This window comes from Vreelandella halophila (assembly GCF_009856365.1).
Taxonomy (GTDB): Bacteria; Pseudomonadota; Gammaproteobacteria; order Pseudomonadales; family Oleiphilaceae; genus Halospina; species Halospina utahensis_B.
The window spans coordinates 19,482-36,880 of the sequence record NZ_WMEX01000012.1; the positions used below are offsets into that span (position 1 = coordinate 19,482).

9 protein-coding genes are annotated in these 17,399 nt (G+C 55.8%); 1 reads left to right on the plus strand and 8 read right to left on the minus strand.

Annotated features, from left to right (window positions below; translation table 11 throughout):
• Positions 1-138: 138 nt before the first annotated feature.
• The 8 genes from GLW01_RS15310 to GLW01_RS15345 form a co-directional block, all read right to left on the minus strand.
• Complete coding sequence (locus tag GLW01_RS15310; protein ID WP_160899651.1) at positions 139-5,079, minus strand: class I SAM-dependent DNA methyltransferase; 4,941 nt, start codon at positions 5,077-5,079, stop codon at positions 139-141.
• Positions 5,080-5,083: 4 nt separating this feature from the next.
• Positions 5,084-7,966, minus strand: coding sequence for an SNF2-related protein (locus GLW01_RS15315; protein ID WP_160899652.1), 2,883 nt, complete (start codon positions 7,964-7,966; stop codon positions 5,084-5,086).
• A 584-nt stretch (positions 7,967-8,550) separates the two neighbouring features.
• Positions 8,551-8,844, minus strand: a complete 294-nt coding sequence (locus GLW01_RS15320; RefSeq protein WP_160899653.1) for a coiled-coil domain-containing protein 22 — start codon at positions 8,842-8,844, stop codon at positions 8,551-8,553.
• Positions 8,831-9,826, minus strand: a complete 996-nt coding sequence (locus tag GLW01_RS15325) for a hypothetical protein (protein WP_160899654.1) — start codon at positions 9,824-9,826, stop codon at positions 8,831-8,833. The genes GLW01_RS15320 and GLW01_RS15325 overlap by 14 nt, the downstream gene beginning before the upstream one ends.
• Positions 9,823-10,923, minus strand: a complete 1,101-nt coding sequence (locus GLW01_RS15330) for a vWA domain-containing protein (RefSeq protein ID WP_160899655.1) — start codon at positions 10,921-10,923, stop codon at positions 9,823-9,825. The genes GLW01_RS15325 and GLW01_RS15330 overlap by 4 nt, the downstream gene beginning before the upstream one ends.
• Positions 10,924-10,988: 65 nt before the next feature.
• Positions 10,989-12,104 (minus strand): ATP-binding protein, encoded by a 1,116-nt coding sequence (locus GLW01_RS15335; protein WP_160899656.1) that lies wholly within the window; start codon positions 12,102-12,104, stop codon positions 10,989-10,991.
• Positions 12,101-13,840 (minus strand): hypothetical protein, encoded by a 1,740-nt coding sequence (locus GLW01_RS15340; RefSeq protein WP_160899657.1) that lies wholly within the window; start codon positions 13,838-13,840, stop codon positions 12,101-12,103. Before GLW01_RS15340 ends, GLW01_RS15335 begins: the two co-directional genes overlap by 4 nt.
• Before the next feature lie 239 nt (positions 13,841-14,079).
• Entirely contained in the window at positions 14,080-15,660 is a 1,581-nt protein-coding gene (locus tag GLW01_RS15345; protein ID WP_160899658.1) for a DUF726 domain-containing protein, read from the minus strand.
• 428 nt (positions 15,661-16,088) lie between these two features.
• Between GLW01_RS15345 and GLW01_RS15350 the strand changes: the two genes are divergently transcribed.
• On the plus strand, positions 16,089-17,192 hold the full coding sequence (locus GLW01_RS15350) for an ion transporter (protein WP_160899659.1): 1,104 nt from the start codon (positions 16,089-16,091) through the stop codon (positions 17,190-17,192).
• The last annotated feature ends 207 nt before the right edge of the window (positions 17,193-17,399 follow it).

Sequence of the window (17,399 nt, forward strand, 5' to 3'; positions counted from 1 at the left end):
CCTGCTGCAATATGCGCTCGGCCTGCTTGTACCAGGTAACTGCAGATCTGTAGATGCGCTCCAGAACCTGCCCGTATAGATCATGCTGACAGAGCTTAACGTCTTCAAAGATGTCGCCATCGAACGCATTTCCAATAATCATGGCTGGTTCGTACCAGGATCGTTCTCGAACACCTCCCAGGCAATCCGGTAATCCAGTTCCCGATCAGGGCAGAAGAAAGGGGCCTGGTATTCGACGGTGCGCTCGACCGGGCCACCAGGCAAAGTGTCATCTTGAAAAGTTTTGGTGACAGTGCCTTCCGTCATGTCACGAACGTCTTCCCAGCCGAGGGCGATACCGGCTTGTTCGTCCTGCGGAGTATAGACGCCATAGCGTGTACCTTCACGCAGCTCCTCCTTTTTCGCCTTTCTCGGCAGGCCGACACCAGCGAGGCCTTTGCTGGGAGTGAAGATGATGCGACCGGTCTGGTCGTAGTAGGTTTCGGCCTCGTACTGGCGCATGACGGGGAACTGGACGCGGTAAATGGTGAGCAGCTCCTCAAGCTTCATACCCATAGCTTGAGCAACAAGCACGTCGATTTCCACCAAGGCTTGGCGGCGCGCGTAGTCGCTACGCAAAGCATTATTGCGTTGCCATTTAGGAGTCAGGTTGGCGAAAAAGTCTTGAGGAAGTGCTTTGCGCCCTGGGTGAAGGTACCCATTAATTCGAGTATCCGAATGTACGGTCCATGTCTGAGCGGGAAAGCTTTCGTCCCACTGGTCTTCCCACAACTCCGCGTAATGAGAAGTCACACAGTTGAGACTTAACAGGCGGGCAATTGCCCCGACATACCGTTCACCCCCCTTGATTAACGGGATTAATGCAGAGCTGCCAGATGTAAAATCGGCCTGACCAGTAGATTTAACCAAGAAATCGAATGACAAAGAGGTTGCGCTTAGCAAAGCGTTAAGCAGAAGCTCGTTATTCTTGAACGCAGAAGCCTGAACTGTGAATATGTGGCCCACGCCCTTTGGAATGAGGGTTGGGATCAATGTCCTCTCCCCGGATGGACTTAGTCGTTTCCGGAGCCCCAAACGAAAGTACTCCGTCACCCGTCGTGCACTACCCTTCCCCTCATCGACCCAAGGCACTTTGGGCGTTCGGCTGCGGTAGGTGTCAGGGTCGCAAGCGGGGACGTAGTTGGTGCGCGGGAGGTAGTCGTCTGGGAGTGTTTCGAGATCGATGACATCGTAATCCTTGTTGCTCTTACACCCGAGGCGCGGACTTTTGAATAACGGATTGCCCACGAAGAAGTGAGGGCCAGACAGGATCCATTCTTCAGGGTCTTCCGGAAACCGGGTCTCGCGCTTGATTGTTCCGTCGTTCTGGGCGTTCACCTCATTCCAGTGTTGGGTGGAATAGTATTCACCTTCTAGATCCTCTAGCCGGCGTGGCTGCTCGGCAAATTTTTCCAGCACGGCCATCAACTGACGGGCATGGAGCGCTGGTAGGCGCGCCTCCAATGGATCTGTGCCCTTTTCGTCATACAGCTGAGCGAAAAGAGACAATTCGCGATAGCCAATCTCAATAATGCGGTCCCGATGACCGGCATAATTCCATTTCACTTTTACCTGACCATCAGGAAGCGTGAATTCTTCTTTTATGCCAGGAACCTCGCCCACTCCATCGTGTGAGAAAGCCGCATCAAGAGTGCTTGGAATGAACAGGTTAGAGACGTGTTGAAAAGCAGGATCTCTTGCCGGCCCATATACGTTTATGCTGAACAGGGTTTGGTTGTGCACTTCCGCGAACAGCTTAGTCTCATTAATGAATTGGAAGTGCGCTTTCAACCTTGGATAGAGTTCTCTCCGGAACTTGCCACCCTTGGGATCGTCGTAAACTCCTTCCGGATGCAAGAACCCACTAACGCCATTTGCACTCCCATTCGACCACGCTCTTGGAACGAAGCATTTGTAGAGATTGGCTTTCTGGCCCGCTAACTGGGGATAGTTGCCCTCTGCATTCAGAAAATTTTGCGTCCCTTCGTTTTCTACAAACTCGTTCGTCCAGCCTTGTTTGAGAGCCGGAATCTGCTCAAACGTTTCTTCTCGGAGAGCTGCGAGCTGCGGTGCTGTCATTTTTCGGATTACAAACCGGGGCTCGTAATCGCCCAACACGTCCCCACTACTCCACTCCACCTTGATCCAGGGAGGGTTACCCACAATCAGATCAAAGCCGCCCTGGGTGGCAAAGATATCCGCGAATTCCAGCTCCCAATGGAAGAACCCGCGTTTGCCAGCCATGTCGTTCGCTTTCTTCAACCGGGGGAATGCTTTGAACAGGGTATTGAAGTTGACCACCCCGAAGCGATCGACAAAGCGCTTACCCTCTTCCGGGTTGGTATCCGCGAAGAGCTGAGCCTGCTGACCAGGGCGTTCGGTGGCGATGGTGTCGCCCAGAAGCAGGTGCTCAAGCTCGGCCAGCCACTCTTCTCGGTCCGGCAAATCGGCGGCTTCAGTTATGGGCCAGAACCAGAGGGCACACCAGTAATCCATTACCAGCTTCAGGCGGCGATAGGCCGGGGTGTTGTCCAGTTGGCTGGCATAGAGTTCCTGGTCCAAGGCGTTGTCCTTGAAGCCAAGACTGGTTCTCTGGCCGCTGGCCGGATTGCCGTAGATCCCGTAAGGGTCCGTGGTGCGCTGGCGCAGCTTGGCCAGACTCTGGGCGTGTTCCTGCCAGAGCTGGGTAATCCGCTCACTCAGGCGTTCGAGGCGCTCGATATCATCTTTAGCAAAGGGTTTGGTGAAGGCCTTACGCCATTTCTTGATGGTATCCAACTCTTCCTTGTAGAGCTGCTTCACTTCCTTGTCGTTGTAATAAGACATGCCGGTGTCAGGCAGTAAAAAGTGCCAGATGTGGCCTTCGGCGCGTTCCTGGCCTAATGGCAAACGTTCGGGGGCGTCCTTGAGCCAACTGTCTTCGCCTGCCTGAACCAGCTGGCCACTACTAAACACTTCACGCCGGGCACCGATGAGGCTGTTGCCGTGGTGGAGCTGAAGGCCGAACCAGGGGATGAAACGATCCCGGCTGAGGGCGTTGAGCCAGAGTGAGATTTCCGCCAGTTCCACGGCAACCGGGTTGAGGTCCACGCCAAAGACGTTGTTGTCCGCGAGGTACATTTTGACTTTCTGCTTCTCGCGAGCGTAGTCAGCCTGAGGGATGCGCTCGCCGGTGCCGTTTTCAACGGCGGCCTTTTGGGCCAATTCCAGGTATTTGTCCGCCATCTGATTGATCGCTTCGTTCAGGAAGGCGGCGCTGCCCATGGCGGGCTCGCAGACGCTGAGCTGGAGCACGCGTTCAGCGCGGGCCTGGTCGTCCGGCAAGGGGTCGAGCTGTTCCTTCCAGACTTCCTGCAGGGCGTATTTCACCAGCGAGTGGGTGAGCACTTCGGGCGTGTAGTAACTGGCGCTCTTCTGGCGGTCCCGGCCGGCCAGGCGATAGATGAAGCTGCCTTTCGGGTGACACAGTAGGCGCTGGCGGCCCTGTTCGTCCTTCAGTTTGACCTTTTCATCTTCTTCATAGTCCTCCAGCGCATCAGCGGAAACGAAGTAGCCAATGCCGAGCGGGTCCCACTTCTCGCCCTTGGGTTTGACCTCGTACAGATCGTGGCGGGCAAAGAAACCGCGGTAACTGAGCAGGCCCTCATAAACCGCACCAAGCTGGTTGATGCCAAGCTGGGCGTAGGAAATGCGCCCCCGGCGTTTGCGCCCTTTCGCCGGAGCACTCAGCGACATGAGCTGGATGACCTTCTGGAGCAACTCGTTGGGGAACACCACACGATTCAGGTGCGCGGTGCTACCGGGGTCGAAGAGGTGCGTGGGCAGCTGCTGCATGGTGAAGGCGTCGCGTTCGGTCTGATCACTGGTCTGGGCCATGAGATCACCATGGTCCCCGTGCCCTCGCGGGTAGCCTTCGCGTATGAGCTGGAAGAGCTGGTTGATGCTGTCGTTCAGGTAGCGGCCCTTGCGCTCGGCCTCGCTGGTCAGCGGGACCAGCTCCAGTTCACGCAGGTGTTCCAGGGAATAGCCGCGCAGATAGGTTTCGTTGTCTACCGGGGCATAGCCGAGCTCGGGGCGGGCCTCGATGTAGAACAGAAACAGCAGCCGGTACATATAACGCAGGCATTCGAGGCTGAGCTGTTCGGGGTCCAGGTGGTGCTCACCAGTGGTGTAGATGCTCTTGTTCTGGCGCCGGGCACGGTCTTCGAGCTGTCTTGCCGCTTCGTTTCCGAGCAGTTCGATGCATTCACGCAGGGCGTACTTGAGGTCTTCGGAGACACTGTAAGCGTGCTTGTGGGCGTTTTCGTCCAGTGTATCCAGCAGGCTCTGGCCCTGACTGTCCGCCAGGGAGTCGCGATGGAGGAGCACGCTGGTGGCCTTGAGAGTGTCCGTCTCGCGCCGGCTGAGGATATCCAGCCAGTCGAAACGTAGCAGGCGATGCTGCGCGTACTTGGCGCGGTCAAGCAGAACCCACTGGTGGGCGGCGGCGAGGATGACCCAGCGCGGTGGGTGTTCCTGGCTGAATATTTCCCGGGAGAGGCGTTTCTCCCAGTCGGCATCTTCGCTTGCGCCGGCCTGGAAGGTGAGCGGGTCTGCATCCGGTTCGTCATTAGGCCCGGCAATCGCGGGAAGGATCCACAGCAGCGGGCGCCCTCCATTATCGCGCAGTTCGCCAAGCAGTTGCAGTTCGTCGCCGTCTTCCAGTTCAACCGATTGCGGTTCATAGGGAAGCTCGAAGATGGCCATGAATCGGCGCACCAGGTCATGGAAGGCGGTGCTGCGTTCTTCACCACGACGCAGGCGGCGGACTCCATCCAGCCGCTGGAGTAGATCCCGGGCCTGGCCGTTGAGTTGCTGCGGCGGGGCTCGATAGCCACTGTACTGATTGGCCGATTCACCGCGTTGACGGGCCCTTTCACGCTCAGCCTTCTCGCGCTCGTCCCACTGACCGAGCACTTCTTTGATATCGCCTTCAAAGATCTCGCTGAGGTAGTGGTCGGAATAGAATTCGTTCTCGTTGATGAGGCCATTGAGCAGCATCCGTTTATGCCTCCTTTCCCGTCAGGACCGCAGCGACCTGGATGTAGGGTTTGTTCTCAAGCTTCTGGGTGTTGTCCAGCCAATCGCGGTAATCGTCGAAGACGCGGTCAATCTGTTGCTGACGCTCGTTGCGCTTACGGGTTTTCTTGGTTTCCGTCTCTCCCGACTGGGACAGTTCCATTTCCAACTGCTGCTCATGTTCGCCTTTGAGTTCACGCAGCCGCTGGTACTGTTTTTCCAGTTCTGGTCCACGCTCCGCCTCAAAGTTTTCTTTCAACGTTTTGAGGTGCTGTTCCGCCGCCCGGACCGCCACTGGCAGCAGCGATTGAAGCGAAGCCGTCTCGCCGGTATTGCCGGGGTTCGGGATTTGATTGGGCCGCAGATTGTACCGGCTCTGCAGCTCATCCCAGTTGAGTCGTTCGGTAACTTCGCCTGCCTGGATGCGAAAGCCCACCCAGTCCTGGACCAGCACGTGGCCACGCCGGTTGGGGAAGCCCCCGTGAACCAGCACAATATGCTCATCCTGGCCAAGTTTGCCGGTCAGGCGCAGAACAGGCGCGGTATGGCGACCGAAGGCGTTCAGGGCCCTGTCCGAGAGCCACTCCATGACGGGATGAATCGGCCACAGATAGTGGATCGAGGGCCAGGCGGCGTCCTCTTCCTGGCGGGTGCGCCGGATTTCTTCGTCGATGCGCTCCTTCTCCGGGGTGAGGACAAAGTAATCGTCTTTGCCACAGACCTCGGACGGCAGAAATTTGAGCCGTTGCTTGAGGTCTTCAGGCGCCTGTATCCGGAAAAACTGGCCGTCTACTTCCGTATCCTGAGACAGCGACTCGCCATTTTCCCTTAGCCAACTGATGGCGGTTTTCGCGTACTCCAGCCCACTGGGGAAGACCCGAGGCAACGGACTGACCGCTTGCTGTTGGCTTGCAAGGCCTGTTTCCGGCGTGAAATTGGCAAGCGGGCCCTCACTGTTTTCCTGCTGTTGATCGAGCATCTCCTCGAAGACGCTGGCCAGGTCGAAGCCGCCGGCTTCATCGGATTCCAGTGTCTCTGCGACTTTCTCGGTTTCCGCATCTTCATCGTAGAGGCCCATGAACTCAGACGGGTCACCGATATTGCGACTGGCCTGCTCGTCCTTGTTCACCAGCACTTCCAGCACTCGCTGGTCGCCCCGCACCTTGGCGTTATCACTCTCGGTCTGCAGATAGCGGATCTGCGGCTGGCGAGTCTGGCCATAACGGTCGATGCGGCCATTCCGCTGCTGGAAGACCATGAGCGACCAGGGAATGTCGAAGTGAATCATCCGGTGGCAGAGGTGGTGAAGGTTAATGCCTTCGGCGGCCACATCCGAGCAGATCAGGAGGCGGATCGGGCTCTCCGCGCGATTGAATTGATCGACGGTATCCATCTGATCCTTGTCGACCATGTCTCCGCGCAGGAGAGCAGTCTGTTTATCCTTAAGGCCGAGGTCGCCGGGAAGCTGGTCTCTGAGGAATTCCAGGGTGACGATGCTTTCCGTGAAGATAACCAGGCGATCCTCGGTATCCTTCGCCGTCCAGCCCAGCTCCCGGATCTGGTCCTTCAGGAGTTGATACTTGGAGAACTGGTCCGGCGTGATCGCTTCCAGCGACGATGCCAGCCCCTGCAGTGTGTCGATATCCTCAACCAGGGTGGTTACCTTTTCGTCGTCACGCTCTTTCTCCAGCCGCTTGTTGAGCCGGTCCATGCGATTTCTAACGGTGGACAGACAGGCTTGTGGACTGGAGAAAAGTGCTTTTTCAAGAGTGGTCCGGAACAGTTGCCCTGCGCCTTGACCCCGGCCGTCCAGGTTATGGAAAGAGACGTTTGTCAGTTGGTCGTAGGCCGCCTCTTCGGGGGCTGTTGCGCGGGTACTGGCCACCTCGATTTCCCGCTCAGGGAAGTTGCCACGCAGTTCGTCCCGCACATCCTTCTTGAAACGCCGGATGACGAGGCCCTTATCCCTATAATCCTGTTTCTGATAGTTCTTCGGGTCGGCGATAGCTGTGGGATCGAGCATGTTCACCAGGCTCGCAAAACTCTCTGCCTTGCCATCGTGCGGTGTCGCCGAGAGCATCATCAGTGTGTCCGATCGAGTCGAGAGCAAGCGCGCCAACTTGGAGCGCTGCGAGTTGCTGCCCCGATCGGCCACATTGTGAGCCTCATCGATGATGATGATGTCCCAATACGCCTGCTCCAGGTGATGCCGGTACTCGATGTCCTGTTTCAGGGTATCGATGGAAATGATGGAGCGATCGAAGTAGTGGAACGGATTATGGTTGGCCGGGATGCGGTTCCGCACACGTTGTAACCCGACTGAATCCAGGCGAACCAGGGGAATCGTGAAACGGCTCCAGAATTCCTGTTGGAATTGACCGAGCATGGATTTAGTAGCCAGCACCAGAATGCGTTTGCCACGGCCGCGCGCAATCAGCTCACTGGTAAGAATGCCTGCTTCCAGTGTCTTGCCCAGGCCGACCGCATCGGCAATCAGAATGCGCTGGCGAGGTTGCTGCAGCGCCTGGAGTGCCGGTTCCAGCTGATAATTCATGTGATCGATGGCGGCGTGCTGGCCAAGATGAAGCTGCTCATCCGATGGCGCGGTTTTACGCAGCTGGGAGTCAATATAAAGGAGGCTGGCGCTGAAGTTACCGCTGGTATCATCGACCAGCTCGGTCTCACGGGGATCCAGAACGCGAACGCTTTCCAGCTTTGTCAGGAAGGGTATTTCCCGGCCCCGAACCAGCTCGGACTGGCCTTCACAGCTCAACACATAGCCGCCATCGGAGCTGTAATCCACGCGCTTGATCCGCCACTCCGCATCGCGGATCTCGACTCGCATTCCTGGGGCGGGTTGTTGCTCCATGGTTTTTGTTCCTTCCCTATGAGTCACGCATCAGTGAGTTATGCGCCAACGCAGGATAGTACCTGGGTACTAGGGCGTCGAATGGTCGTTTCTGCAGGTAAGCTTAGTGCTGCAACGGTGTAGAAAACTACCGGAGCATGCGGCCATAGAACGACAATCAGTGTCGCTCTATCAAATACGGAAATACAGACTTCAAGAAGCATTTCGATAGGGTTTTACCCTCTTCCACCGCTGGACCGGATAGGTCGGAGAACAGCTGCATCCATCGAACGCGAAGCATCACCGCCAGCAGACCCCAGCTTGGAGGCTTTCTCAGAGCTTCCCTAGACAGCTAGCGCGACGCTCTCATCTATTCATAGATTCGAGGTTTACGCTGCCTGTGCCTGACAGGAGGCACCGCAAGACCCAGACCGACGACGCCACTACATTCGCTCTTCGAAGCCCCATTAAAGAAAAATGCCAAGCGTCCGATTCTATATAGATCTGAGCGAATGATACTGACTTACTTCGAATCACGTTTCAGTGAGATCGAAGGCTCGCAAGCCACAACTTAACGGCGTAGGGAGTTGCCGCGCATACTAAACTTAGGAGTCAGTACTGAAGAGGCTTTTCAACTTCTCTGTGTCGCCAGACAGTTTCTTTAACTTGGTATTTTTCTCTTCAAGTTGAGCATTTTGACTCTCAAGTGTGGTATTTTGGCCTTCGAGCTTTTTGACGCGCTCCGCAAGCTTTTCTTTTTCCTCTTTGATCGTCGCGTGCTTTTCCTGAATTTCATCATATTTTTCCTTCAAATCGTCGTACCCCATGTACTTGTCGTACGCGTCACATCCGACAAGCATCGGAAAAGCCAGAAAGACCAGAAACTTAGCTCGCATCATTTTTTTCCTCTATCTGTTTTCTTTTACGCAAAGATTTCACTAAACGCCATGCAGCAAAAGCCTTGGCGGTGATTATTCCAAATAGTTTTTGCAGCCGCTCCAGATATCGAACGCGGATTGAAAAGTAGATCAAAACCACACCCAGCGACAAGGGTGAGAATTTAATAAAGTTCAATACGCCGATAAGAAGGTAGAAGACAAAGAAGGCACTAACGTTTCTCTCAAAGTCCAGCTCCTTCAAGCTTTCATTAACAGCGGCAGACCTGACAGTATCAAGAACGACCCCCAGATTCACAAAGACACGAGAGACCTTATTATCCCCGTTAAACTGGATTCCGCGCTCGTGTGCCTTTTCTTGGTATTCGTTAAAAAGATAAGGCTCACTATAGAAAAGATGGACATCGTAGGCCGACAGTATGAATACAAGAATTAGGTTGAGAACAACGAACGAATAGCCAATCCTGATCAGGCTCTGGACCAGCTTTTTGTTGTCCTCGCTTCCCATAGATTCAGACAGACTATCGGTGACCAAGTCTTTGTTGCGGAAGAACCCCAGATAAATACACGCTGCTGTTAAAAGCGGGTAAATAACAAAAGCTGAATGTATTTCGTGCAACGACCTTAGTACGACAGCGAAGCCCACAGCCAATGACACACTGAAAAACAAAGCCGCGCCAAGCTGCAGAGCCGACTTTTGTTTTGAGAGCCAATTATGGGGCGTAGATCCCGGCTGAAAAAGATCCTTGGCAACGTTTCTTATGCCCATTCGCAGGTCGTATACACGCATGAATATGAGATACGCCACGATCACCACCAGCAGCGCGGCGATAATGTCATGTTTCCCCATGTAAAAGCCTGTCAGAACACTCAGGCCAATAACGGAAACCCCAAGAACAAAACCGGGTGTATTCAAACTTTGCCCGGCATTCTCAGCGGGTGCTTCAGATTCCGCGATTTCATGGTCTGTATTGGGCTCACTCACGAGTTTCTTTCCTCCCTGCCGATCCAAATCAACGGAAAAGGTATGATCCGCTCGTGGCCGCACCCAATCCCATCTGAAAACATAACTAGCGCCCGAGGCTGCTCTTTCTCAAGGGCCCCAAAAACGGGTACAAAGCTCGTGCCACCGCCTGCAGATACTTCCCAATCCTGCAGCTGATGAAGATCCTGCTCGGTCAACGTATCATCCCGCCGAATCTCCGTATCGAACGTCAGCACCCGCACCATCACCCGGTCAAAGCGCTTCAGAATCCCATACAGTTCACTCAGAAACTGCGGCACCTGATTCACACAGCTCCCGCTCGCGTCGATCGCTACCGCAATGTTGAGCGCCTCGCCCTGGCGGCTGGGCAGGTATAACCCGCGGTGGATATGACGGCGGTTGGGTCGGCTCCAGTCGTGCCCGCCCTGCGTTGTTCTTTGGAGGAATCGTAGTAGACGCGTGCGCCAATCGATAGTGGGATTGCGGATTTTATTCACAACAATCTGCAAGGCACCCGGCAGGTCCCCAAAGCCACTGCGGCTCTGCTGCGCGGTGCTGATGAGGCGCTGGCGCCAGCGGTCAGCATCTGCATGCTTTGGTGTTCTCGGGATGAAATCGGGATCCAGTTTGGTGTTGGCCGGCTGTGCATGGGCCCCCATGATGTCGTGTGTGTCGATGGGCAAGCCCTGATTGCGCCCAGGATCCGATTCCAGTTGCTGGTAGATGGTTTCAGCGGACTGCCCCTCAAATTTAAGAGCATAGAGAGCATCCTCCGGGCAGTGGCGGAGCATCTCCTTGAGCAGCTGGTTGATCTCGTAGTCGGTGGCGCGGTTCCAGCGGTCGTGATCCCGTCCGAGCTGGCGGCGGAAATGCCCCAGAGCGCAGTGCCAGACTTCATGGGCCAGTATGAAGCGCTGGTCTTCAGCGCTGCGGCCCGCCATGAACTGGGCGTTGAAGAACAGGGTCTCTCCGTCCGTTCCGGCAGTGGGCAGGCGGTCGTCCACCACCGGCTGGAGGTTTAGGTGCATGAGCAGCTTGGCGGTGAACGGCTGCACCGTCAGCAGTAGGAGACGCTCATCCTCCAGCTGTTTGAGCATGCGGTGTTTCAGGGCCTGGTCCGCCTCCGTCAGGGTCCCTGTTGGTTGGAGCCCGGCAGCACTGCTCATGCGGCATCTCCCTGCAGGTTCACATGGCGGCTGAAGACGGCCCCGTGTTGCTGGCTCCACTGGGCAAAACGGGCATGGCCAAGCAGGGCTTCGGCCCGCTGTTCGCGCTGGTTGGCGCTCGCTCCCTCCATGGCATCGAGCATCGCCAGAGTCGCGAAATCAGAGCTCATGACCTCACTGATGCGGAAGAAGCGCTCCACCCGTGTCTGCCGGTGTTCTTTCGGGCCCTTCCACAGGTACTGGGCCAGCGCGGTGGCAAAGGCGTAGCGCTGGTCCGCCCGCTCCGGGAACTCAGGCTCAATCCGCCCTTCCAGCATCGCCTCGATGTCCGGCAGATCCCTGGACTGGCGGCGGAAGGCGAGGAATTCGGTACCGGCGCCCTGCCCCACCAGGCCCTGGATCATCAGGCTCAGGCTGTCTTCGGGAAGCTCATCCCCACCGTGGCTGAGTGTCTGCGCCACGCGCGTCCAGCTCCGCGGGCTCGGCCAGCCCCGCTCCAGGTCACCTTCCATGGCAAAGAAGCATTCCGGGCGGAAACGCAGGAAGGCGATGACATCCGTATGCAGCCTCTCGCGGGAGGCCCACTGACACCAGGTTTCCAGACCGGCTTCCAGCTCCAGGTGGCAGAACCGGTTGGCCAGCGCGCTGGAGATGGTGTGCGCTACGGCCTGGTCCTCGCTGCGGTTACCGGCGCCCACCACCAGCCATTGGTCCGGAAGCTTGTAGAGATCGCCCAGGCGTCGATCCAGGATCATTTCATAGGCGGCCACCTGCAGGGAGCGATCAGCGGCGGTGAGTTCGTCGAACAAGATGATGCCGCGGCTTTCCGGATCACGCGGCCACTCACCGGACAGCAGCCAGTCCACATGATCGTCCTTGGGCACGGGCAGCCCCCTCAGGTCCACGGGCTCACGCTGGGCGAGGCGCAGGTCCATGAAGTGGATGCCCTGCTCCTGGCACACATCACGCACCAATGTGCTTTTCCCCACACCTGGCGGGCCCCAGAGCATAATCGGGGGCAGCTCATGAGCCAGTTCGGGCTGCTTGTCCAGAAGCTGGACCTGGTGGATAAGGATCTGTTTGATCTGTTCGGGTGCGGCTGTGGTGGTCATTCGGCCTCCTCGGTTTCTGAAACGGGTTCCGGGCGCAGAGCCAGCTGGAGAAAGGTGCTGCGCAGGCGTTGTGGATCGGTTCCCAGCCCAAAGGCCTGCTGAATCCATTCATCGCTGGCCTGGGAGAGCCGGATCGCGCGCATGCGTATTTCGGTGGGCTGGTGGGCAAGCAGCCGCTCAAACACCGCCAACAGCGTTTTCAGGTTCAGCCCGGTCGTCAGCAGTTCCAGGATGGATTTGCACATGGGGGCGGAAACACGGTCTGTCTGCACGAGCCATTCCAGCCGCCGCGCCAGGGCACGACCTTCACGGCTTCGACTCAGTTCCCGCCCCATGGAGGATTCCGCAGTCTGTTGCAGGGCATCAGCCATGACCTTCTGATCCTGGGCGTCAGCCTCCTGCTGCAGGGCATGGTTCACCAGCGCGCTGAGCGCGGTCACAGAGCGCCCCTGGCTTACAAGCACAGCGGTGTAGTGCTGTGCCGATTCGCACTGCGCCCGGCAGTAGCGCCAGATGCCGAGGTCGGCCAGCAATGCCTCCTGAGCGAGATCCTCTGGCAGGTTCCAGGCCCAGTTCTTTTCAGAACGCTGGAGTTCACCACGAGTCAGTTCGAGGGACTGTTTACGGTTCCCCCGCTTGAGCTGGCGTGCCAGTAGTTCCTGACGCGCGTTCCAGACGCTGGTGGGATCAACACCGGCATCACAGAGGGATTTTAGTGAGCGTAGCCCCGTGACCACTTCATTGCGCCTATAGCGGTGGGCCAGAGCCCGAAGCAGTCCGTTCACATGGCTGTGGTCGCCGTCCTGAATGGCCGTCAGGTGGCGGCGGAGGGTGGATTCATCCATGAACAGCCGGGAGCCGTTGAGCAGCGAATCCGGCACGCTCCCGTAGCAGTCCGTGGGAACGCCCAAGGGCAGTTCCACGGTTTTGAGGCGTTCGCAGTAATACAGCGTGAGTGCCTGGGCGTTCGGAAAATCCAGAGCCTCCAGGTGGGGGCAACGCAGGTTCGCCTCCGCCCAACTTCCGGCAATGGTCAGGGTGCTGGCGGAAGGGTGTTCCTGTCGCAGACTCAGGTTATGGCCTGCCCCGGAGACCCGATTGAGCACGGGGGCATCCACCACGTCCAGAACCGTGCTGGCGGCATTGCCCTGGATGGTGGTCAGCTCTGGAGCCCCCTGCACACAGACGCGCCCCGATGCATCCACCTTCAACTGCGCCAGCCCCTCCATTCCAAGCAGGAGCCAATCGTCGCCTTCCCGTAGGTGAAGGGTCTCAGTGGCATCCTCCGGATCGCCAACGACAACCACCAGCCCATACCCCGGGGTGAGCCCATCAACCTCGGCGGGGGTAACCACTCGAACTCGTTGCCAGGGAAGCTGTGAAGGCTCGCGTTCCATGTAAAAACGGACCGATTGCCAGTCACCATCAATCTGCCCCACCGCCCCTTCAATACGCAGGCCCTGTGGCGGCTTCTGCCCGGCCAGATGCAGAACCGTACCGTGGTCGGAGGCAGGAAGATCCAGGCGTTTGAGGCTGGGCAGGCCATCGATCATAAGGTGCAGCGGCGTGCCAGCGGCTTTCTCCGTGATCTGGAGTGTCTCTAGCGCCGGCGCCTGGATCAGGTCGAGCGCCTGGAGCCTTGCATGGCCAAGGCTCAGCTCGCCTTCCGATGAATCCTTGATGCGTAGTCCGCCGGTGGCCTCCGGCGTGACGGGGGTGTGCTTCGGTTCGCTCATGGGCACCTCCTGATGGATACCCATTGTGAGCAGCAAGTGCGACAAGTTATGTCGCTCTCAGGTCTAGCTTTAATCACACTCGTGCGAAACTGCGTGGATCAAGGAGTTGCCCTTTCCATAGGCTGGACTTACCCCAAAGCGTTAATCTCTTCCAACGGATAGCGGAAAACTTGGAAGCACTACCTTCGAGGATAGTGCTTTGACTCAGTCAAAAGCGACCGAGTGAAGGTCAATCCCACCTACTGCGCGCCCTGCTTGAATATATTCCGGAGGTTCTCGATGTACTCGCCGTGCCCACCCACGCACGCTGATACATCTATGTTGCGTACTTTTGAATTGTAGATTGGGTTGCGGCCAACCGGCTTTCCCCGACAGAGCTCTCCGGCCGTGTAAAGGTATTTCAAAACATCGTCATTCTCAGAGTAATAGTTCCAAATATTGCCATTTACGGCTCCAGATACAGCACTCCAATCGATGTTCTCGTCTGCTTGTTCCGCCTCCGCTCGAACATCGTCGTCCTTGGAACAATTGGTGTCTACTGCCCCCCCTAAAAGGTGGGCCTCCTCGACGAAGATCCCCTTCTCCTCCTTCGCCTGATTCAGCGCATTCAGACAGAAATAGATCACACGTGCTCCTAATGAATGGCCTACAAGGACATAACGCCGATCCGTTCTGGCAATCAGATCTGCAAGTATTGCCCCGGTTTCCATAGCCTTCACTCGTGCAATGGACCAAGGGTTACTGGCAATCCCTAGAGCACTCAGAGCGGCGCCCACTGGCAAGGCTGCACTCGCCGCATTTTTGAATCCTCTCACGCCAAACTTACTCATTCCGGCCCAAGCTGCTGGCCCAGCAGAAGACTGACCGATATCCAGAAGCCTTTTCGACTCCCACTGCAGATGCACGATCCTCTGGTCACTAAAAAGGTCCACGGTCTCGCGCAACCACTCCAGCGAAGCTGACTGGATCCCCTCCGTAAGAAATCCATTAATACAGATGACGGTTGGTCCATCACCATCTTTCAATTTTTCAGTGTCAAAACCGTCAACATCGCCAAAATAACCATTGGCGAGAGCACCTCCCTGTTTACCCCCCAGCGCGGCCCCTGTTGCGGTGACGACACCTACCCCGCCAGCCATACCCCACCCACCTGAGGCAACAGCACCGCCGCCCAGTACCGCGAGGCCCTTACTGGTTGCTGCAGCACCCGAAAGGCCGTAGAAAGAGCCAACAGCCGCACCGGCTGCCGGCGCAGCAACAACCGCCAGCGGCGCTATAATGGCAGCACTACCAACCATGCCTGCCGCAGTGGTACTGATTGTTCTGAAATTGCGTCCCTCACGTTCAAAGATGGGTTTAAATTCTGTAATCTCACCTAACGTGTCATTGAGATGTTCAAAGTTGGCGACTGTACCTGAATGAACAGCACAGAACTGGTTTTCCCAACCCCAGGGAAACTCCGGCTCCGTCTCCCTCGTATTTCCATCTGCGTCGGTCTGCCCCTCAACCTCCGCTGTGTTTCGAAACTTCGCGTAGTTATTGCAGGCGCGGCATTTAACAATCTCATTCCCACACCCGTCACACCGATAAACATTCCGGGAAAAGTTCGAGGACTCGACAGGGGTACAAGCGTGCTTCTCCCAACACCACGAGCAGTAGTTGGGGCCAGTCTCATGGAGTTTAGAGTCAAAGAGCTCGCCAACACCTTCAGCTGCGGATTCTACGTACTCTGATGCAGACTCAGCCCACTCGGACGCTTGCTCTTTCCACTGCGACGCGGCGTCGGTCACCTTGTCCCTAAACTTCTGAAAACGGCTCATAGATCGCCCCTTGGCATAGTTCACTTATCGCTAAGGACACTATAGACCGAAGAGGTCTTTATGCCGTTTATAATTGAGATCGTAGTGTCACGTTTCGTAACAGGGACGGTATCCCAAAGATTCACACTGCCTGCTCTCCACCCACTGAGCTGGCACACAATCTACTTCCTAGAGCCACAAAGCCTTTACGGGAGGTTCCGAGCTGACTCAGAGCCACTGCCACCTTGCCGACTCAGTCCGGCATCGAATCCAACCGACCTGCACACAGCACACCTGCGAAAAGGCAAGAGGGTGTACTAAGAGCCGTTCCCCTCGCTCAACTACTAATCCTGAGCAACTTTCCGCTTTTTGAAGACCCCCGAATTTCGCCTACACTACACGCCATATTTATTGTCCCGAAACAAACAGACAAGCGAGACATAAACACAATGACCCCCTTGACTTGGACCGAAAAGGCCTTATTCGACCCCGAATCACGGGGGCAGGCATCTGTATTCTTATTTATACTTATACTGATAGTTATATCCATAGTGCAGCTATCAATATCAGCCCAATACACAGAATTTTACAACGAAAACAAAGCCGTATTCCTGTATACTGAATGGGCCATAACCCTTATATTTACAGCTGAAACCATTGCCAGAATAATTACAAGGCCCCGACCCAAAGACTACCTTTTAACCCCATCGTTTTTGATAGATATCTTGGCGATCTTGCCTACTTGGCTTGGTCTCTTTATAAGCGTTGATGGTAAGACCCTTGCATGGCTTCGGGGTTTTCGCATGATACGCCTTCTACGGACACTCAAATTCGTAAAGCATATTGAGAAACTAGATCACTGGGGGCTATCGCTCATATCACGAATTGGTCCATATATGGCTCTTGCATTCTCGATCAAAGCATTATTGATCTATTCAGAAGGGATCGGTTATTGGCCATCAATACCTGGCTTGGGAACAGTCGTATCGGTAGTGGGTTTTGCCATTGGCGTTCTATTATCTACGAAACTTGCCACTGTCCAGAACAGAATGTATAACTTCGAAGAACAGATAACCAATTTAATTGGTTCCGCCGAAGCTGCAAAAGCTCACATTAAAGATGCAACCCCGCTAAATAAATGGATCATTGAGATCCACCAGACTATAACCAAACAAAAGCCCATTACTGACTTTGAAAACGAAAACCAATCCATGAAAGAGTCTTTTGTAAACCAAATACCGGGACCGATTTGGCTTGGACTACACCAGAGCGCCCGACTACTTTTACATAAGACAAAAACCAAAACACCAGAAGTCTATGACTCCGCCCTAAAGAATATAACAATAATATACATATCTACCGTAATACTCACGATCCCGGGACTAACAGGACTTCTAGCATCGTTTCTTGTGGTGTACGTTCTTGGAGGGCTTTTCATTGTAATTGATTCGATGGATTTACCTTACGATCCATCAGAAAACGCGTTAATTAACAGTGACCTAAGCACCCTTGAGGAATATATTGAGAGGCAAGGTTTAAGTCCTAATCACTGAATACCATAACGACCAGGGGTGCTCACTTCAGGCCGGCAGGATAAACCAGCTCACAGAGCTGCCGCAGAATCTCATTTTCTTGACCTGCCCCCAGTAACTTGACCACTCACTACTTAGTGATGTCCCAAGTTTTGGGCTTCGATTGCCCGGTTCGATGTTGCGCCGCGAACTCCAGCGGTGTCTGGTATCCCAGACTGGAATGCGGTC